Source organism: Marinilabilia rubra, assembly GCF_003121985.1.
Classification (GTDB): domain Bacteria; phylum Bacteroidota; class Bacteroidia; order Bacteroidales; family Marinilabiliaceae; genus Marinilabilia; species Marinilabilia rubra.
The window spans coordinates 212,254-232,050 of sequence record NZ_QEWP01000002.1; the positions used below are offsets into that span (position 1 = coordinate 212,254).

At 39.6% G+C, this 19,797-nt stretch carries 21 protein-coding genes; 9 read left to right on the plus strand and 12 right to left on the minus strand.

Annotation, left to right across the window (positions count from 1 at the left end; genetic code table 11):
• Positions 1-184: 184 nt before the first annotated feature.
• The 3 genes from hcp to nrfA all read left to right on the plus strand — a co-directional run bounded on the left by hcp (position 185) and on the right by nrfA (position 4,253).
• Positions 185-1,819 carry a hydroxylamine reductase gene (gene hcp / locus DDZ16_RS03680; protein WP_109263079.1) on the plus strand — a complete coding sequence of 545 codons (1,635 nt, stop codon included), beginning with the start codon at positions 185-187 and terminating at the stop codon, positions 1,817-1,819.
• 300 nt (positions 1,820-2,119) lie between these two features.
• Positions 2,120-2,710, plus strand: coding sequence for a cytochrome c nitrite reductase small subunit (gene nrfH, locus DDZ16_RS03685; protein ID WP_109263080.1), 591 nt, complete (start codon positions 2,120-2,122; stop codon positions 2,708-2,710).
• A gap of 28 nt (positions 2,711-2,738) precedes the next feature.
• On the plus strand, positions 2,739-4,253 hold the full coding sequence (gene nrfA / locus DDZ16_RS03690; protein ID WP_109263081.1) for an ammonia-forming cytochrome c nitrite reductase: 1,515 nt from the start codon (positions 2,739-2,741) through the stop codon (positions 4,251-4,253).
• 60 nt (positions 4,254-4,313) lie between these two features.
• Here nrfA and DDZ16_RS03695 read toward each other — a convergent pair whose 3' ends face one another.
• The 7 genes from DDZ16_RS03695 to DDZ16_RS03725 form a co-directional block, all read right to left on the minus strand.
• Entirely contained in the window at positions 4,314-4,691 is a 378-nt protein-coding gene (locus DDZ16_RS03695) for a methylglyoxal synthase (RefSeq protein ID WP_109263082.1), read from the minus strand.
• Between the two features lie 332 nt (positions 4,692-5,023).
• Positions 5,024-5,470, minus strand: a complete 447-nt coding sequence (gene rplI, locus DDZ16_RS03700; protein ID WP_109263083.1) for a 50S ribosomal protein L9 — start codon at positions 5,468-5,470, stop codon at positions 5,024-5,026.
• 18 nt (positions 5,471-5,488) lie between these two features.
• Positions 5,489-5,758: a 30S ribosomal protein S18 gene (gene rpsR, locus DDZ16_RS03705; RefSeq protein WP_010663642.1), complete on the minus strand. Its 270-nt coding sequence runs from the start codon at positions 5,756-5,758 to the stop codon at positions 5,489-5,491.
• Between the two features lie 3 nt (positions 5,759-5,761).
• Positions 5,762-6,112 carry a 30S ribosomal protein S6 gene (gene rpsF / locus DDZ16_RS03710; protein ID WP_109263084.1) on the minus strand — a complete coding sequence of 117 codons (351 nt, stop codon included), beginning with the start codon at positions 6,110-6,112 and terminating at the stop codon, positions 5,762-5,764.
• Positions 6,113-6,304: 192 nt separating this feature from the next.
• Positions 6,305-7,297: a dihydroorotate dehydrogenase-like protein gene (locus tag DDZ16_RS03715; protein WP_109263085.1), complete on the minus strand. Its 993-nt coding sequence runs from the start codon at positions 7,295-7,297 to the stop codon at positions 6,305-6,307.
• Positions 7,298-7,333: 36 nt separating this feature from the next.
• A complete protein-coding gene (gene gltA / locus DDZ16_RS03720) occupies positions 7,334-8,833 on the minus strand; it encodes an NADPH-dependent glutamate synthase (protein ID WP_109263086.1) in 1,500 nt (499 codons plus the stop codon).
• A 14-nt stretch (positions 8,834-8,847) separates the two neighbouring features.
• Positions 8,848-9,672, minus strand: coding sequence for a sulfide/dihydroorotate dehydrogenase-like FAD/NAD-binding protein (locus DDZ16_RS03725; RefSeq protein WP_109263087.1), 825 nt, complete (start codon positions 9,670-9,672; stop codon positions 8,848-8,850).
• A gap of 372 nt (positions 9,673-10,044) precedes the next feature.
• Between DDZ16_RS03725 and DDZ16_RS03730 the strand changes: the two genes are divergently transcribed.
• Positions 10,045-10,398: a translation initiation factor gene (locus DDZ16_RS03730; protein WP_232526542.1), complete on the plus strand. Its 354-nt coding sequence runs from the start codon at positions 10,045-10,047 to the stop codon at positions 10,396-10,398.
• A gap of 95 nt (positions 10,399-10,493) precedes the next feature.
• On the opposite strand, the gene DDZ16_RS03735 is transcribed toward DDZ16_RS03730, so the two are convergent.
• Both DDZ16_RS03735 and DDZ16_RS03740 read right to left on the minus strand, forming a co-directional pair.
• Positions 10,494-10,913: a hypothetical protein gene (locus DDZ16_RS03735; protein ID WP_109263088.1), complete on the minus strand. Its 420-nt coding sequence runs from the start codon at positions 10,911-10,913 to the stop codon at positions 10,494-10,496.
• A 509-nt stretch (positions 10,914-11,422) separates the two neighbouring features.
• Positions 11,423-11,929: a ferritin gene (locus DDZ16_RS03740; RefSeq protein WP_109263089.1), complete on the minus strand. Its 507-nt coding sequence runs from the start codon at positions 11,927-11,929 to the stop codon at positions 11,423-11,425.
• 253 nt (positions 11,930-12,182) lie between these two features.
• On the opposite strand from DDZ16_RS03740, the gene accC reads away from it, so the two are divergent.
• On the plus strand, positions 12,183-13,691 hold the full coding sequence (gene accC / locus DDZ16_RS03745) for an acetyl-CoA carboxylase biotin carboxylase subunit (RefSeq protein WP_109263090.1): 1,509 nt from the start codon (positions 12,183-12,185) through the stop codon (positions 13,689-13,691).
• A gap of 88 nt (positions 13,692-13,779) precedes the next feature.
• Positions 13,780-14,292: a biotin/lipoyl-containing protein gene (locus DDZ16_RS03750; RefSeq protein WP_109263091.1), complete on the plus strand. Its 513-nt coding sequence runs from the start codon at positions 13,780-13,782 to the stop codon at positions 14,290-14,292.
• Between the two features lie 42 nt (positions 14,293-14,334).
• Here the strand turns inward: DDZ16_RS03750 and DDZ16_RS03755 are convergent, their stop codons facing one another.
• A complete protein-coding gene (locus DDZ16_RS03755; protein WP_109263092.1) occupies positions 14,335-14,646 on the minus strand; it encodes a DUF721 domain-containing protein in 312 nt (103 codons plus the stop codon).
• Positions 14,646-15,815, minus strand: a complete 1,170-nt coding sequence (recF, locus tag DDZ16_RS03760; RefSeq protein WP_232526543.1) for a DNA replication/repair protein RecF — start codon at positions 15,813-15,815, stop codon at positions 14,646-14,648. Before recF ends, DDZ16_RS03755 begins: the two co-directional genes overlap by 1 nt.
• A gap of 134 nt (positions 15,816-15,949) precedes the next feature.
• On the opposite strand from recF, the gene DDZ16_RS03765 reads away from it, so the two are divergent.
• From DDZ16_RS03765 to corA, 3 genes are all read left to right on the plus strand, one after another.
• A complete protein-coding gene (locus tag DDZ16_RS03765; protein ID WP_109263093.1) occupies positions 15,950-16,627 on the plus strand; it encodes a tetratricopeptide repeat protein in 678 nt (225 codons plus the stop codon).
• A 98-nt stretch (positions 16,628-16,725) separates the two neighbouring features.
• Positions 16,726-17,229 (plus strand): 6,7-dimethyl-8-ribityllumazine synthase, encoded by a 504-nt coding sequence (ribH, locus tag DDZ16_RS03770; protein ID WP_109263094.1) that lies wholly within the window; start codon positions 16,726-16,728, stop codon positions 17,227-17,229.
• Positions 17,226-18,290 (plus strand): magnesium/cobalt transporter CorA, encoded by a 1,065-nt coding sequence (gene corA / locus DDZ16_RS03775; RefSeq protein ID WP_109263095.1) that lies wholly within the window; start codon positions 17,226-17,228, stop codon positions 18,288-18,290. Before ribH ends, corA begins: the two co-directional genes overlap by 4 nt.
• Positions 18,291-18,322: 32 nt before the next feature.
• Here corA and DDZ16_RS03780 read toward each other — a convergent pair whose 3' ends face one another.
• On the minus strand, positions 18,323-19,783 hold the full coding sequence (locus tag DDZ16_RS03780; protein WP_109263096.1) for a sensor histidine kinase: 1,461 nt from the start codon (positions 19,781-19,783) through the stop codon (positions 18,323-18,325).
• Between the last annotated feature and the right edge of the window lie 14 nt (positions 19,784-19,797).

Sequence of the window (19,797 nt, forward strand, 5' to 3'; positions counted from 1 at the left end):
AAATTCAAACTCATATATTCTCTTGATATATGAACATTTAAGCATTACCTTAAAGGAAATAATCTCAAAAAATATAATAAACATGCAATGGTTTAATCAGTGAATTCACATTTTCCTTTTTAACCCTCTTTGCATTTGATCCAATAATTCAAAGACAATTATCTAATCACAAAATTCTTATATTATGAGTATGTTTTGTTATCAATGTCAGGAAGCAGCCAAAGGCACAGGTTGCGAAATAAAAGGTGTTTGCGGAAAAACATCTGATGTAGCTAACCTTCAGGATTTACTTCTTTTTGTAACTAAAGGAGTTGCCTGGTGGAGTCAAAAAGCGGATAAGGCAGGCATCAAAAATCCTGATGCTGAAAAATACATCATCGATTCCATGTTTATCACCATCACCAATGCAAATTTTGACCGTAACAAAATCATCGCTAAAAGCCGTGAAGGTTTTAAAGTACAGGATGAGCTGATCAAAGAGCTTGGAGAAACTCCGAAAAACGCGCCCGAATGTGCAGCATGGCGAACCGATTCCGAAGAGGAAATGGAAGAAAAAAGCGCAAAAGTTGGGGTTCTAAGCCACAAAGATGATGACATTCGTTCTCTCAAAGAACTGCTTACTTACGGTTTAAAAGGCATGGCGGCTTACGCAGAACATGCTTACAATCTGGGCTACAACAACGCTGAAGTAAATGCCTTTATGAAAAAAGGTTTAGTGGCATCTGTAGATGAAACGTTAGGAGTTGATGAATTACTTCCAATGGTATTGGAGTGCGGAAAATATGGTGTAGAAGTAATGTCACTTCTTGACAAGGCCAATACCGAAAGCTACGGTCATCCCGAAATTACTTCTGTAAATCTGGGTGTTGGCACCAATCCTGGTATTTTGGTTAGCGGTCACGACCTCAAAGACTTTGAAGAGCTTCTGAAACAAACAGATGGCACGGGAGTGGATATTTACACTCACAGTGAGATGCTTCCTGCCAACTATTACCCGGCTTTTAAAAAGTACAAACACTTTATAGGAAACTATGGTAATTCATGGTGGGCACAGACCAAAGAGTTTGAAAGCTTCAATGGCCCGGTATTGCTAACAACCAATTGCCTTGTTCCTCCAAAAGACAGTTACAAAGATCGCGTTTACACTACAGGCGCTGCAGGATTTGACGGATGTCCACACATCCCTGAAAGAAAGAATGGTCAACCCAAAGATTTCTCGGCTATCATTGAGCATGCAAAAAAATGTTCCGCTCCTACTGAGATTGAAACCGGAGAAATAGTAGGTGGATTTGCACACAACCAGGTGCTTGCCCTGGCAGACAAAGTAGTTGAAGCTGTCAAATCAGGAGCCATTAAGAAATTTGTTGTGATGGCGGGTTGTGATGGAAGAATGAATTCCAGAAACTATTATACCGACTTTGCTGAGGAACTGCCAAAAGATTCAGTAATTCTTACTGCAGGTTGTGCAAAGTATCGCTACAATAAACTGCAACTTGGTGATATAGGGGGAATTCCAAGAATTCTGGATGCCGGACAGTGTAATGACTCCTATTCTTTGGCAGTAATTGCTCTGAAACTTAAAGAAGTATTTGGCCTGGATGACATCAATGAATTGCCTATTGTTTACAACATTGCCTGGTATGAGCAAAAAGCAGTAATCGTACTACTGGCATTGCTTTCACTGGGAGTAAAAAACATCCATCTGGGCCCCACATTACCAGCGTTCCTGTCGCCTAATGTGGCCAACGTATTGGTTGAACAGTTTGGAATTGCCCCAATTTCCACTGTTGAAGAGGACATGTCTAAAATGATGGCATAAATTATAAAACTTTCATATTTTCTGATGCGGCAGGTTTTGACCTGCCGCATTTTTTTTGACCAACAACCGCATGTTTAATAGTGTTTTTTACCACCATCACTTACAAGAAATCCAATTCTCTTTTAAAATCTCTCATCTCCCCCAAATAATATATGGAGGTTTTAACAATAATTAAGAATAGATATAAATTGCAACATAATTGATAGTTATGTTTTCATTACCTCGCTCTTTTTGTAAATTTATCATTAATCATTCAGGTATTATATTACCGCAATAAAATACAAAAAAGAAAACCGAGGTATGAAAAAACCAAAAATCATCCGCTGGCTTATTCCTCCGGATCCATGGAAATTCCCTGTGATTATTCTCCTGGGCATTTTTACAGGTTTGGGAGCCTTTGTTTTCCATATCAGCAAAGCCCCCTCCTATCTTTCTGATAAACCTGAGACCTGCGTAAATTGTCATATTATGGCACCTCAATACGCAACCTGGAATCACAGTTCACATCGCGAATGGGCCACTTGCAATGATTGCCATGTTCCACAAGACAATGTTTTTAGTCATTATTACTTCAAGGCAAAAGATGGCATGCGGCATGCCACTATGTTTACGTTCAGACTTGAACCTCAGGTAATTTTCATCAAACAGTCCGGAAAAGACGTAGTGCATCAAAACTGCAAAAGGTGTCATGAGGAACTAATTACAGATGCCCGCCTTTCAACAGTACATCCTAAAATGAACAGACACATAAACAACCGGTATTGTACTGATTGTCACCGGGAAGTTCCACATGGCAGAGTCAATAGCCTTTCAAGTGTACCCAATGCCAGGGTTCCACTCCCCGAAAGTCCGGTTCCTGACTGGCTAAAAACCGAAGAAAACGAAAAATAATAATTCAAAAATCCATTAACATATAATTATGAAACCAATCAGCGAAAAAATAAAGAAAAAACCATGGCTTGGATGGCTCATCTTTTTTGCCACCATAGTAGTCGTATTTTTACTTGGTCTTTTTGCTTCTTCTATCATCGAGAGAAGAGCTGAAGCAACATTTGCATATACTCCGCAGGTAGAACACGGACAGTACGAACCCAGAAACGAAGTCTGGGGTAAAAACTTCCCAAGGCAGTACCAAACTTATATGCAAACCGCTGACACTTCATTCCAAAGCAAATACAACGGAGCCAAAAAAATTGACATGCTTGAAGAGGCACCGGAATTAGTTGTTTTGTGGGCCGATTATGGTTTTTCTAAAGAATATAATCAAGGCAGAGGACATTATCATGCCATAGATGATATTCGGGAAATATTACGAACCGGAGCACCTATTGACGGGAAAGAGAGTCCGATGCCAAATACCTGTTGGACATGTAAAAGTCCCGATGTCCCAAGGTTAATGAAAGAAATCGGGCCGGCCGAATTTTACAAAGGCAGCTGGGAGGAAAAGGGCCATCAAATTGTCAACCCTATTGGTTGTGCCGATTGCCATGATGCAGAAACAATGAATCTGAGAATATCCCGACCAGCGCTAATTGAGGCTTTTGAAAGACAAGGGAAAGATGTATCAATGGCTTCCCATCAGGAAATGCGCTCATTGGTCTGTGCTCAGTGCCATGTGGAATATTACTTCAATAAGGAAAAGGTAGAAGGCGTACCTTATCTTACATTTCCATGGGACAATGGCTTCTCAGTTGAAGCCATGGAGGAGTATTACGACAACATGGAATTTTCAGATTGGACGCATGGTTTAAGCAAAGCCCCGATGTTGAAGGCCCAGCATCCCGATTACGAAGTGTACTCAACAGGAATTCATGCATCGCGTGGCGTGGCTTGTGCTGATTGTCATATGCCTTACATGAATGAAGGTGGCCAAAAATTTACAGATCACCACATCCAGAGTCCGTTAAATAACGTGGCCAATTCTTGTCAGGTTTGCCACCGTGATGAAACGGAAGAGATCGTAAAAACGGTTTACAAGCGTCAGGACCAGATTGCAGGAAACCGAGAAAAACTGGAAGAAATATTGGTTAGGGCGCATGTTGAAGCCAAACATGCATGGGATTATGGAGCGTCCGACCAACAAATGGGAGATATTCTCATGGACATTCGCCACGCCCAATGGCGTTGGGATTTTGCTGCAGCCGGGCATGGTAATTCTTTCCACAATCCGGTTGAAATAAGCAGAATTATTGGTGATGGCATCAACCTCGCCCAGGAAGCCAGAATTAAGTTATCCAGAGTGCTGGCTAATTTGGGTCAAAATGAACCAATAGCCTATCCGGATATCAGCACAAAAGCTAAGGCTCAGGCCTATTTAGGAATGGATATGAAAAAAATGAATCAGGAAAAAGAAGAATTTCTGAGTACGGTCGTTCCTGAATGGCTCGAAAAAGCGGAAAAAAGAGAAGCCGGCTATCCGGTTCAAATAAACTGACGCAGAATCAACAAGCGAAAAAACTATCTTCACTGATCCACAAAGGGAATAGAGATGAACTTATCTCTGTTCCCTTACCAATTCTTTAAGCATCATTTCAGCAGTGGCGGGGTTTGTAGCCAAAGGCACATGATGAACATCGCAAATCCTCATAAGCATATTAATATCGGGCTCATGCGGGTGCTTATCCAACGGATCCCTAAAGAAAAACACCGCCTGAATTTTCCCCTCAGCCACTTGCGCAGCAATTTGAGCATCTCCTCCTTTTGGTCCGGAGAGAACTCTCTGCACCTTTAATCCGGCATTTTGAGCATGCAACCCGGTTGTTCCGGTGGCAATAAGATCAACATTGGCCTGATGCAAAAATTCGTAATGTTTATTGAGAAAAAACACCATATCGGCCTTTTTTCCGTCATGAGCAATAACTGCAAGTTTCATAAAAGTATTTTTTTACATGATAGAGATCAAAAGTAATAATTAATTATATTCTGTCCATAAAGTACCATTTGCTGCGTTATGCTTGTCTTCAAAACAGTCATCCCGAAGCATCGGGACTCCTGCTTTTCAGACATCGCAAGCCTTCCACTTGACGCCTTCATGCAAACACAGATGAAAAGCATGAGTTTTCTTGCTGGCACTAACTAACTCCTGGAGTCTCTTAACAGTTTAAAAAAGCAGAAAAACTGGCAATAAAAAAAATGCCCGGCTAAAAAACCAGGCATTTTTATTTGTTTGAAAAACGTATCGTAAATTAATAAATAAGGTGAAATTTATTCTGAAACAACTTCAAAATCAATTTCCACTTTTACATCTCTGTGAAGTTTAACAACAGCCTTGTAGCTACCTGTTTCTTTCACTGCATCTTCTGCAATAGAGATGTTTTTACGCTCTATACTAAAGCCTTCTTTTTCGAGAGCTTCAGCAATCTGGATATTGTTTACGGATCCGAAAATTTTACCTGTTGAGCTGGTCTTAGCTCCGATAGTAACTTTCTTTCCTTCCAGTTTATTGGCTAATTCCTGAGCCTCATTGCGTATTTTTTCTTCTTTGTGGGCTTGCTGTCTTTTATTCTCAGCAAACACTTTCTTTGCCGATTCGGTGGCAAGGATGGCAATTCCGCGTGGAATCAGATAGTTGCGGCCATACCCGGGGCGAACCGTCACAATATCGTTTTTGTGGCCCAATTTTGCCACGTCTTCTTTCAAAATTACTTCCATTTTGACTTCCTCCTAGGTTTATTTCATCAAATCGGTTACATAAGGCAACAACGCCAGGTGGCGTGCTCTTTTCACTGCCTGAGAAACTTTCCTCTGGAACTTAAGAGAAGTACCAGTGAGGCGACGTGGTAAAATTTTACCCTGCTCATTCAGAAACTTTTTCAGGAACTCAGGATCTTTGTAATCTACATACTTAATCCCGTTCTTTTTGAATCGGCAGTACTTCTTCTTTTTGATTTCAACCGAGGGAGGGGTCAGATATCTGATTTCGCTTTGATTTTGTGCCATGATTTAGTTCTCCTTTCCTTCTTTTTTGGTTGTACTTCTTCTTTTTTCGCTGTACTGAATGGCATACTTGTCCATTTTAAAGGTCAGGAACCGGATGACGCGTTCATCACGACGGTACTGAACTTCCAGCTTTTCAATAAAAGATGGATCGGCTTTGAACTCAAACAACTGGTAAAAACCGGTTGATTTCTTCTGGATGGGGTAAGCCAGCTTACGCAGGCCCCAGTTCTCCTGGTGCACAATTTCTCCCCCATGTTCAAGAATCATGTTCTTAAACTTTTCCACCGTCTCCTTCATCTGACCATCAGACAAAACGGGAGTTAAAATGAAAACGGTTTCATAATGGTTTTGCATAAAACTCTAAAATTAAGTTTAACACTATTTTTACTCTAATGCGGCGCAAAATTAGCACTTTTTTTTCAATGACCAATTATCCTTTAGCAATTATCCTTTAGCAATGAACAACTATCAGTTATCAGTAAACAATTATCAATAAAAGACTGTCAAATGATTACTGATAATTGATTACTGGTCATTGATAATTGTCTACTGTTCATGTTGCCCAAAATACTTCATAAACTGTGCCCTTTCAAAAACCTCACCATGGTTAGGCAAAAGCTCACGGCCATACTTATGAACTTCATCAATGTTTTTCAGATCCTTCTTCTCCATCCATTTCTGCACTCCGGACAATAAATCTCTGATATAGCCAGGCCCGTTTTTGTAAATGGCAGACACTACCTGAACGGAATTAGCTCCGGCGAGTATCATCTTAAACATAGTATCGGCAGAATGAACTCCTCCGGAAGCACTCAAATCGCAGGTCACCTGGTCTTTAAGCAGTCCTATCCAACGAAGTGAATCTCCATAGTCATTGGGCCCGGAATAAACTGGTCCTGATGCTATTCGATTATTCTCAATATCAATATCAGGATTATAGTATCTATTGAACATTACAATGCCATTCACGCCAATCATATCAAACTGAGCCACAACATTACCAATATCAGTAAAATAAGGACTTATTTTAATAGATACGGGAATCGCAACATGTTCTTTTACCCGCTTAATAATTTCATAATACCCTTTAAGTATATCTTCGGCCTGAATATTAATTTTTGAAGGAATACGGTACAGATTGAGCTCAAGAGCATCAGCTCCTGCATCTTCGAGCAGCTTGGCATACGAAAACCACTCCCCGACTGAATAACAGTTAATGCTGGCAATCACAGGCACATCAGCATCTTTCTTAATATCTTTGATTAGCTGAGATTGTTTTTTAAGCACACTTTCTTTTATCTGATAATCAAGATAATCAAGAAACTCGAGATTACTGTCCTGCTTCTCAATCCTTTCCTTCAGGTTTTTCTCGTGTTCAAAAATAATCTCTTCTTCAAAAACGGACTTCAGAACAACTCCAGCTGCTCCGAAATCAATCATTTTCAGGATGTAATCTGCTGAACTGGTAAGTCCACAGCTTCCAATAATCAAAGGGTTTTTGAAATTAAGACCGAGGTATTTTGTTTTTAATTCACTCATAATTTTTTGATTTGGGAAGTTACTGAATTATTGGGCTTACCCCTTTTTTATAGATGCTCTCTCATTGATAACAGAAAACTCCTGATCCATTGCCTCAGCCGCTTTTCTTCCATCACCCATAGCCAAAATCACAGTAGCACCGCCTCTGACAATATCCCCTCCGGCATACATGTAAGGAACAGACGTATGAAGCGATTCATCATCAACAACAAGGGTTCTCCAATCGGTGGTTTCCAGATCCGGAAGTGACTGTGGAATTAAAGGATTTGGAGATACCCCCACACTTACAACCACTGTATCAACATCCAACAGGTATTCAGATCCTGAAACAGGAATTGGCCTCCGTCGCCCACTGGCATCAGGTTCGCCAAGCTCCATTTTCTGGACTCTTATCTGACGCACATAGCCTTTGGCATCGCCAACATATTCAATAGGATTTTGAAGATTCAGAAACTCCACACCTTCTTCTTTGGCATGTTTGATTTCTTCTACCCGTGCAGGCATCTCTTCCTCTGAACGACGATAAATAATCATCGCCTTCTCTGCTCCTAATCGCAAGGCAGTACGAACTGAATCCATGGCCGTATTTCCACCACCAATCACAGCCACCTTCTTCCCTTTCAAAATAGGTGTATCTGTCTCTTCTTTATTGGCTTCCATAAGATTCACCCGGGTAAGATATTCATTGGAGCTGAGCACGCCCACCAGATTTTCACCCGGGATACCCATAAACCTGGGCAGCCCTGCTCCGCTACCCACAAAAAATCCTTTAAACCCCTCCTCTTTCAAATCTTCAACTGTGGAAGTTTTACCAACAATAAAATTGGTCTCGAAGGTAACTCCCATCTTTTTGAGACTGTCAATCTCAACATCTACAACATCGTTTGGCAAACGAAATTCGGGAATGCCATATTTCAAAACACCGCCAATTTCATGAAGCGCCTCAAAAACAGTAATATCATATCCCCGTTTCGCCATTTCCCCGGCAAAGGACAAACCGGCAGGGCCTGAACCGATGCATGCAATTTTTAAACCCTTTGAAGGCTGAGTTTCAGGAACCGAAACATTGCCGGTTTCCCTCTCATAGTCTGCTGCAAATCTCTCAAGATAACCAATGGCAACGGCTGGCTTTGCTAATCTCAGAATATAAAAACAGTTGGCTTCACATTGTTTTTCCTGAGGACAAACACGCCCGCAAACTGCCGGCAAGGAACTTGTTTCTTTTAAAACTTTTGCTGCTTCAAGAAACTCACCCCGCTCAATATTCTTTACAAATTTCGGAATATTAATCTCAACCGGACACCCCTGAATACAGGTAGGATTCGCACAGTCTAAACATCTCCTTGCTTCAAGCATGGCTGTTTCGGGTGTCAATCCTTTATTTACCTCAACATATGACCGGCGACGAATCATGGGATCCTCCTCTGGCATACTTACCCGCTCCAGCCCGGTTCGATCTTTATTTTTGATCTTTCCTCTTATATCTTTACGCCAGAAAGCATCCCGTTCCTGCTTCAATATATCTTTCTTATCCATATAACCCCAATTTACTATTGATCTTTCTGATACCTTTCGTTGGCCTCTTTTTCAAAATCCCTATACCCGCTAAGACGCATCAACATTTCATCAAAATCTACTTTATGCGCATCAAACTCGGGGCCATCTACGCAAACAAACTTAGTTTTGCCATCTACAGTAACACGGCACGCACCACACATACCTGTTCCATCAACCATAATGGTATTTAAACTGGCAATGGATGGGATTTCATGTTTTCGGGTCACTTCAGATGCAAATTTCATCATAATAGCAGGACCGATTATGACAGCCTCATCCACTTTTTCACGAGCAATAACTTTTTCCATTCCTTCAGTAATCAACCCTTTTTCTCCATACGAACCATCATCGGTCATAACAATTACATCATCAGAAAATTCTCTGATTTGATCCTCCAGAATAATCAAATCTTTACTACGGGCAGCAATTATGGAGATAACCTTATTTCCGGCTTTCTTATTGGCTTCAACTATGGGCAACAATGGCGCCACTCCGACACCCCCGCCACAAGCTAATACAGTTCCTGTTTTCTTCACTTCTGTAGCCTGCCCTAATGGTCCTACTAAATCGGAAATACAATCTCCAGGTTTCAGGGCACAGAGTTTTTTGGACGAAACACCCACTTTTTGAACCACCAATGTAATGGTGCCTTTTGCCGTATCCGATGAAGAAATGGTAAGAGGAATGCGTTCCCCCTTTTCATCCACACGCAGAATCACAAAATGACCGGCCCGCCGGGATTTAGCAATTCTTGGCGCTTCAATTTCTAATCGAACAACATTCTCTGAAAAATAATCTTTACTTACAACTTTATTCATCCGTTTAAAATTATTTTAATCATTTGGCCGGATGTAACTTTTCATGATTTATCAATCAATCTCTTCTATAATTTTAATGATTTAAAAATCATGAACGTTTCATTTCAGCTTTAGGTAAGTTAATATTTCAGGTTTTTGCCTGAGTTTGTCAGCACATTATTGACAAAAAATTGAATGCAAAAGTAACAATAACCTTTTTGGCACCCAAAAAGCACCTCCCCCAACCCTTCGTATTTACAATGCATAAAAATAAGACTTAATTTATTTGTTTGTAAACAAGATGAATCAGGAATGATTTTTTATATCAAAACACACAATCTTGGCTTCTAAAAAATATCCTCTATTTTTGTGTTAATCAAAAGTGAAATTGCCATGAGTAAAAAGAAAAACAAAAAGCAGGGAGGAATGGTGTTCAGTACTAATCCGAATTTCGACCCTGATGATTATATCGAGGAAGAAGAAAAGGAAACCTTGTCTCCTGAGAAACAGAACCTGAGAATTATGCTTGACAGAAAGCAAAGAAAGGGTAAAACAGTGACACTAATCACCGGATTCGAGGGAAAAGAGGAAGACCTGGAAGCGCTTGGAAAAAAATTAAAGAATCTATGCGGTGCCGGAGGTTCAGTAAAAAATCAGGAGATTCTTATTCAGGGAGATTTCCGCGACAAGATTTTCGATCACCTGCAAAAGGACGGATTCACAAGAACCAAAAAATCGGGAGGATAATCACCCTCCGATTTAAACAAAACTTATTTTATAGTCTGCCACTGATTGAGGTGTGCAGGCTTTTTTATTAACGCCAGCAAAATATCAACAGCTTTTCAGTCCACATTAATCCCCATCAATATCAACTTGTCCTTGATAGCACTCATTTCAACCTGTCGCTCAAAACGAAAGGTTTGGGTATTAGCTTCAGCTTTATTCAATGATATCCATGCCAGTAAATATAACGTTTCTGCAACACTCCCCTTCTCAATGGATCCAGCCATTTCAGCGCCTCCGGACAATAGCTGACCAAGTTCATCAGGATAACTATCAAACCCAACTTTTAGTTTTTCTTCCAGACAATCCATATTCTCTAATGAAATATCCCCTTCTGACAGTTTGTAATGCGCAAGAAGAAAAGAAAGAAACTCTTCATATCCCTGGTGTGCCAATTTCTTGTCTCTCATCCCGGAAAGCCTGGCAATAAACCTTCCAATTTCTTCGATCATTCGCAGAATGTAATCTCGTTGAATCATATTATACCTTTTTAATAATCCGGACCTTTATTGTTCTAAATATAATAATACACTGGCAGATATTTAGATATAGGAAAAAGATATTTTCTGAACAATTCACAAGCAATCAACCCTGGCTATACAAACCTAAAGAAAATTCCCTCATATATATAAGAATTAAGCCAAGCCATATCGCACTAATAATAAGATTTTCAACTCAATAGATCGTTAGATTTTTAGATATTAGATGCAAGACAATTCGTATCATTCTGAAATTCTGCACATTAACTCAAAAAGAGTACTCTTATAATCAATTAATTACGAATCTATTGTAAAAGTTTAACGGAGTATTGTAACTCAAACATGCCTTTAATTACAAACAAGTGTTTTCAGTCTCTTACAATCCCGGCCCCTCTGGATAACAGAGTATTGAAAATAGCACGAGATGAAATTTCAAGACTCATTGTGACAAAAAAAGAGTGCCCTATTTCAAAAACAAGGCACTCTCCAATATTAATTTAATAAATGTATTATTCCATACTTGCCGGCTGCTGTCCGCGAAGTCCCATAATATCCCGGTCAAATAAGTAAAGGTTATGGTCACCCAACAAGTTAAGCTTATCAATGATTGCAGAAACTGAGGCTTCTTCTTCAATTTGTTCGTTTACAAACCACTGCAACCAGTTATGTGTAGTAAAATCCTTTTCATTAAGACAAACTTCAACGATGTCATTAATTGAAGCAGTTACTTTTTGTTCATGCTCAAAAACCTGGTCAAACATATTTTTGACATTTTTGAACTCGGACGGCGGACGGTCAAAAGAACTAATAACTGCTTGTCCTCCTCTTTCATTAACATATTTCACAATCTTAAGCATGTGCATACGCTCCTCATCAGATTGAGCATACATCCATTGTGCAGTACCCTCAAGACCATTATTCTCAGCCCAACTGGCCATAGCCAAATAAAGACTTGATGAGTATCCTTCTTTTTCAATTTGCTCTACAAGCTTCTTTTCAACTTTCTTGTTCAGCATAGTTATAGACTTTTAAAATTATTTTTTTGCAATATAAGGTTATATGCCTTGTTTTGGTTTAATAAATGCACCTATAAAGACCTATTTATACTTATTCTTAATTACACGGATACCCTTTTCCTCTTATTTTGAGAACGGTTCTTCAAAACCAATATTCAAAAGACCTAACCAACCATCTCAACTAGCCTTTTTGAACCTAAATTACTTCAAATTGTTAACAATGTTGAACCAAATTTAAATACATGCCTTTCCTATGATTCGTAAAATTCTTGTTGCCAACCGAGGTGAAATTGCTGTGCGCATCATTCGCTCCTGCAGGGAATCCGGGATCAGAAGTGTTGCCATTTATTCAGAACCGGACCGAACATCTATGCATGTTCGCTATGCAGATGAAGCATGGCTTGTTGGTCCGGGGCCTTCCGGACAAAGCTACCTGAACATTCCAAAAATTCTTGAGATTGCAAAAAAGAGTGAGGTTGACGCCATTCACCCAGGCTATGGTTTCCTTTCAGAAAATGCAGAATTTGCAGAGAAAGTCCGTCAGGCAGGCTTAATCTTCATTGGTCCTGAAGCTGAAGCGATTCGTACCATGGGAGATAAAATGAAAGCCAGGGAACTAATGATTAAAGCCGGAGTTCCTGTTGTTCCGGGATCTGATAAACTGTCAGACGACGATGAAGAAAATCAAAAAATTGCTGAAAAAACAGGATACCCCATAATGATAAAAGCTTCTGCTGGTGGCGGAGGTAAAGGAATGAGGTTTGTTGAGAGCAAGGAAGAGCTGAATGATGCAATAAAAAGAGCAAAGTCGGAAGCCTTAAATGCCTTTGGAGATGACGCTGTTTACATAGAAAAGTATCTTAAATCCCCACATCACATCGAGGTGCAGATTCTGGGAGATGAACATGGCAATGTGGTACATCTTTTTGAACGTGAATGTTCTGTGCAAAGAAGACATCAAAAAGTAGTTGAAGAAACCCCTTCCCCTTTCATCACCGAGGAAGTCAGAAAGGCAATGACCGACAGGGCTGTTGCTGCAGCCGCCTCAGTAAAATATGCCGGGGCCGGAACTGTTGAGTTTCTGGTTGATGCCGATATGAATTTCTACTTTCTCGAAATGAACACACGTCTTCAGGTAGAACATCCCATCACCGAACGCACTACCGGCGTTGATCTTGTAAAAGCCCAAATAAGAATTGCAAATGGAGAACCTCTGGCATTTAAACAACAAGATATCCGTAAACTGGGACATGCCATTGAATGCAGAATTTACGCTGAAGACCCGGACAATAATTTTATGCCAGGTGCTGGCAGAGTGTTACACATAACTGAGCCCCTTGGCCTTGGTGTAAGAACCGATGGATACATTTATGAAGGCTATGACATAACCGTCTTCTACGACCCCATGATCTCCAAACTTATTATCTGGGCCCAAAACCGGGAGGAAGCCGTTGAACGCATGAAAAGAGCCCTTTACGAATACAAAATCACAGGCGTTAAAACAAACATTCAGTTTCTGGAACGTATAATGAACACTCCTGAATTTAGAGAAGGGAAGTATGATACGCATTTCATTGCCAATAATGAAGATTATTTATTAAAAGGGGAAAAATGTCAACAGGAATGTGAAGATTTGGCAATGATCATGGCCTATGTTGATCATCAATCCAATACTGACAAGAGACTAAAGTTCACTACTCATCAATATCAAAAATCTAACTGGAAAGAGTATGGTCGTCTGCACAGGTTCAATCCCTTTTAGACCGAAAACTAAGCTATCTATTAAAAACAACACAAGTGATTGATGAGCTTCTTAATTTGAGAGGTTAATAATTGCCAAAAAATATCATATGAAAGTAATTGCCAAAAACGGTAAACATCAGGAAGAAATAAAAGTCATTAAGCGTGAGGGACCTATTCTTCAGGTAGCCATTGGAGGCCGGGAGTATTCTCTTGACATAGAAAAAGTTGAGCACGGGGTGTATTCTGTCATTCATAATGGAAACAGCCACAACATGGAGATAATTAAAAGCGAGCAGAAAGATTTCTATACCGTAAATACACAATACCAATCTTTCAATATTGAGATAGCTCCTGCAACACCCCTCGCCAACAGTGGTAAGAAGCGTGGAAATAAGAATGAAAAAGTCAGGGCACCTATTCCCGGAAAAGTTTTATCTATCAAAGTTGCTCCCGGAGATCCTGTTAAAGAAAATCAAAACCTGGTGGTTTTATCAGCAATGAAGATGGAAAATGAACTGAAATCGCCAATAAACGGGATTGTAACCAATGTTAATGTGAAGGAGGATGATGTTGTAAAAGAAGGAAAAATCCTTGTGGAAGTAAAAGAGATTGATTCGTGAAACAGCCCGGCTACCAGGGCAACGGAAAAAGACCAAGACACACTACCTGAGCACCAACTGCTTAACCACGGGCTGACCGATATAATCGTTTAAATTGCTCACAATTTTATCCCGATGCATCAGTAATTCATTTCGGATAATGCTGCTGTGAAGCGTAACATAAACCACCCCTTCACGGAACCAAACATTTTTCGTCACACGGGCAACAGAGGGTCCCATTACTTCCTTCCAGGCTTTTGGAATACGTGAATGATATATGCCCTTGGAGATAGACGGTTTTCCGACAATTTCTTTCAATATATCCTCCAGAGGCTGGACAGATTTTTTCCTGTTATCCTTTTTTCTGTAATACATTATTCCTGAATTTTCACGGCACCATCCACCACTTCGAAAAAGCGATTTTCTTTGCCTGTTTTTTCGACAATCTCTCCAAGGCGTTTTTTCTGAGTATCGGTAATAAAGATTTGACGAAATCGATCTTGTGATACAAGCTGAATCAATCGGTTTCCTCTCTCCTGGTCAAGCTTATCAAAAACATCATCCAAAAGCAAAATAGGGCCAAAGCCGTTAAAGCGGGAAAGAAACTCATATTGTGCCAATTTCAAAGCAATAAGAAAAGATTTCTTTTGACCTTGAGAGCCTTCTCTTTTAACGGCCTTTCCACTTAAAAGAAATTGCAAATCATCCTTGTGAGCACCTTTGGTTGTATATCCTAAAATCACATCTCTCTCACGGTTTTCACGCAACATTTCAAGAACGTCCCCTTTTTGAAAATGCGAGATATAAACTATATCTACAGCCTCATGCCCTCCACAAATATGCTCATAAAAATCCCTAAAAACAGGCACCAACTGCTCAATAAAAGCAGTACGTTCATCGAATATTTTTTCCCCCAATAAAACCATTTGTTCATCCCAGACATCCAATTGTGCGTTCAATCCGGAGTTAAGCCTGTCACTTTTTTTTAGCAAAGTGTTTCGCTGTAGCAGAGCCCTGTTATAACGGATAATCTTTTCCAGGTAAGATTTATCATACTGAGAAACAACGCTATCAATGTACTTTCGTCGCTGGTCGCTCCCTTCTACAATCAACCTTTCATCAGATGGTGAAATCATTACCAGGGGAAGTAAACCAATATGCTCGGAAAGCCTTGAATATTCTTTCTTGTTTCTCTTAAACTGTTTCTTTTGATTTCGTTTTAACGCTACATAAATCTGTTCATCACTGTCGCTTCGATCAAATCCTCCCTGAATCACAAAAAAGTCCTCACTATGACAAATATTCTGACTATCAACAGAGTTAAAATAACTTTTGCAGAAGGAGAGATAATAAACAGCATCCAGCAAGTTTGTCTTTCCGGCTCCATTAGGTCCGACAAAACAATTGATACCATCACAAAAAGGTAACTCAGCTTGCGAAATATTCTTGTAATTCAGTATGTTAAGATGCTTCAAATACATATACAAAAAAGTAAACCGGAAAAACAAGATCAGAGAAAACAGATCTATGAGATCAATAACCATTTTGTTTTTCTGAAGGACAAAAGTAATCAATCGGAAAAGAGAAACAGGCCTCTTTACAAAAAATTTATCAAACCCTGTTTTGAATAATATTGAAAAGAATTACATTTGCCTACGAAAAAAAATTCGAATAAGATATGGCAAAGAACCAACAACACGAAGACAGCTTTGAGAATGTTGAATCGGCATTGACTAAAACCGAACAATTTATTGAAGACAACCAAAAGCTGATCAGTTTTGCAGCAATTGCCCTGATTATTATTGTAGGCGGCTACTGGGCTTTTAAAAAGCTGTACATGCAACCACTTCAAAAAGAAGCTCAGGAAAAGGTATTCCAGGCTCAGCAATATTTCCAAACCGATAGTTTCAACCTCGCACTAAATGGGGACGGAATGAATCTGGGCTTTTTGGATGTAATAGACCAATATGGTGCAACTGATGTTGGCGAATTGGCAGAATATTATGCGGGCGTTTGTTACCTAAATCTGGAAAATTACGAAGAAGCCATTGATTATTTAAAAGACTTTTCTACCGAAGAGCCCGTTTTAAATGCTACGGCACAAGGGGCAACCGGTGATGCATACCTTGAGATGGGAGATACAGAAGAAGCCATTGCATGGTATAAAAAAGCTTCAAGCCTTGACAACGAACTTGTAGCACCTCTTTATCTGTTTAAGCTTGGACTTCTTTACGAAGAAGCTGGTCAGAATGAAAATGCATTAGAGACTTATACCAAAATCAAAGAGGAATACGAGAACAGCTTCGAAGCTCGTCAAATTGACAAATATATTACCAGAGTTAAGATTTCCGGATAACTTTTCAAATCGGAAACTCAATTTTGTCAAATGTTTTTGAATTCATTATATTAAAGGTTGTCAGCACAGGCAACCTTTTTTAATTTAAACACTTAGATATGGCTACAAATCTTAAAAATCTCTCAGAATATGATGCCTCACTAGTTGCATCAGCAGAAAAAATGAAGTTTGGGATTGTGGTTTCTGAATGGAACCCCGATGTTACTGAAGAACTAATGAACGGAGCCTACTCCACTCTGGAAAAACATGGAGCCAAAGCTGAAAACATTTTAGTAGCACATGTACCTGGAAGTTTTGAACTCACACACGGAGCCAGGCAATTCATCAAACACACCGATGTAGATGCCATAATTTGCCTGGGCTGTGTTATTAAAGGGGATACCCCTCACTTTGATTATGTTTGTCAGGGTGTAACCCAAGGTATTACAGAGCTGAACGTCAAACACAAAATTCCTGTAATTTTTGGGGTTTTAACCACCGACAACCAACAACAGGCATTAGACAGGGCCGGTGGCAAGCACGGAAATAAAGGAGACGAAGGTGCAATTACTGCCATAAAAATGGTTGCCCTTACACAGGAACTCAAAGCCAGCAAGAAATGATTAAGCCCAGGTTTCACTTACAAAGAAGGCTGGTTGAGCCCCGCATACAATTTGTGGGGCAAAAGTTTCTTGACATACCGTCAATTCAGATCTTCAATTACGACAAAAGAAATGTCCGCGAATTTGCCACCAAAGGTGATTTCAGCAAAATAGAAGAAATTGTTGACGAAAAAAGTCATGAAGTAACATGGATTAACATTCATGGCATCCATGACACTGAGTTAATCCGAAGAATTGCATCCAAATTCTTTATTGACAATCTGGTAATACAAGATATTGTTGATACAACACAAAGACCAAAAATTGACATACACCCCGATTTTCTCTATTTTTCTGTCAAATCGATTTTGCCTTCAGAACAAGGCAATGTCGAATCAGAGAACATCAGCTTTGTTCTAAAAGGCAATGTTTTGCTTTCATTTCAGGAAAAAATAGGAGATCATTTTGAGCACATCAGGGGACGAATCAGGGAAAACAAAGGTTTGGTGAGAAAAAACGGAGCCGATTTCTTACTATATCTCCTGTTGGATGCCATTACAGGGAATTGTTATTCCACGCTTGAGCGAATGGAAAGCGAACTCGAAGAACTACCTTCTCTTATCATGAAAGAGCCAAAGCCTGAATACATTGTTAAGCTGGAAGATTTAAAACGTAACCTTTTCTCCATTAGAAAAGCCATCATCCCTTTAAAAGAGGCAATTGTAACTACAGAAAAGGGTCAAACAGAACAAATCAAAAATTCCACTATCCCTTATTTCTCAGACTTAAAAGACCAGCTTCTTCTGTTGATTGATGAAACAGATATTAACCTCACTCGCGCAGAAGGATCAACAAACCTGTTTTTTTCATACCAGGGACACCGGATGAATGAAGTAATGAAAGTACTGACCATTGTGGCCACCATCTTTATTCCCCTTACTTTCATGGCTGGTATTTATGGAATGAACTTTCAAAACATGCCTGAATTATCCTGGAAGTATGGTTATCCAATGATTTGGCTAGCAATGATTTTAGTGGCCATTGTAATGGTGATTTACTTCAGGCGAAAAAAGTGGTTTTAGGTTGCTTCCTCATTGCCTAAGGGAATAACAATTTAGTGGCGTTTAAAAGAAAGAGTAAAACAAGAACCTTCTCCGGGATTGCTTTCCAAACTTATTTGCCCCTCATTTAGCTCCACCATCTCGCGAGAAAGCATAAGCCCCAAGCCTGTTCCGGCCTCTTCACTGGTACCATTGGTAGACAAATTTCCGGAAAGAGAAAAAATCCCTTTTTGCTTGGCTTGTTGTATGCCAATTCCTGTATCCTTAACATGTATAAATACGTTATCGTCTTCAATTGAGGAATAGCATTTAACCTCCCCTCCAATATTGGTAAACTTTATACCATTGTGAACCAAATTACGTATCACAAATTCTAACATATCCTTATCCAGAGTGAGGGCAATATCTTTGTTGATCCCGTTAACCAATTCAATTTTTTTCTTATTTGCCAGCATAGACATTTGCCCCATAACCTTCTCAACCAGCTCATAGAGGTTTAGGGAAACCAAAACCGGGGAAAGCTGTCCAAGCTGGGATTTGGACCATGTAAGCAGATCATCAAGTAGTTTGTACGTTTTTTCGGACACATCCGTAATCTGAGCCGACATATCCTTGAGTTCTTCAATGGAACTATTGCCCATCCCGTCATTAAGCAGTGTGGCAAAACCAATAATAGCCTGAAAAGGACTCCGCAGATCATGAGCAATAATACTGAAAATTTTATCTTTGGTTTCATTTAACTCCCGCAAATGAGCTTCACTTTTCTTCAGTTTTCTCTCCATCTCCAGCTGAGAACTGATATCACTGGCTAACAAACAATATTGACTGGTTCCCAGGCTAAACAACTTGAACTCAATTATTTTATCTTTAAGAACACTATTCCACTCAAAAACCAACTCCCCCTGCTGAATGGTTTTATGTTGTTGCAGAATACGCCGGATATTAATATTCCCAAGAATAAAGGATAGGTTGCAATCAATAAAAGAAATTCGGTTGAAAATAACGGAAGACCTCAAATTGGCACGTTTTATCTGGAAGTCATATATTTCATTTTCAGACTCCAACGCTTCCATTACAAAAATTCCCACCGGGGAATTTTCAAAAAGCTTCTCAAATAATTGCTCTTTGGCCTCCAGTTGTTCCTTGAGACGTTTTTTCTCGGAGATATTATGTTTGACTGCAACATATCCGGTAATTTTGTCCTCATCATCGGAAAAAATTGGTGAAATTGAGGCCTTTTCCACAATAAGTTCTCCGCTTCGGGAACGATTTATTAAATCCCCATTCCAACTCTTCCCGGAGGAAATTGTTGCCCACAAGTCTTGATAAAAAGCTTTAGAATGAAAGCCGCTTTTTAATATAGAGGGCCTTTTACCTGTAACTTCATCCCTAGTGTAGCCATATATTTTTTCGAAGGTTTTATTGACAAATAAAATGTGTCCTTCAGAATCAGTTATCACGATTATACCCTCCGAATTATCCAGGGCCTTTACCAGTTGCTGCTCTTTAATCATCTTTCCTTTTTTGC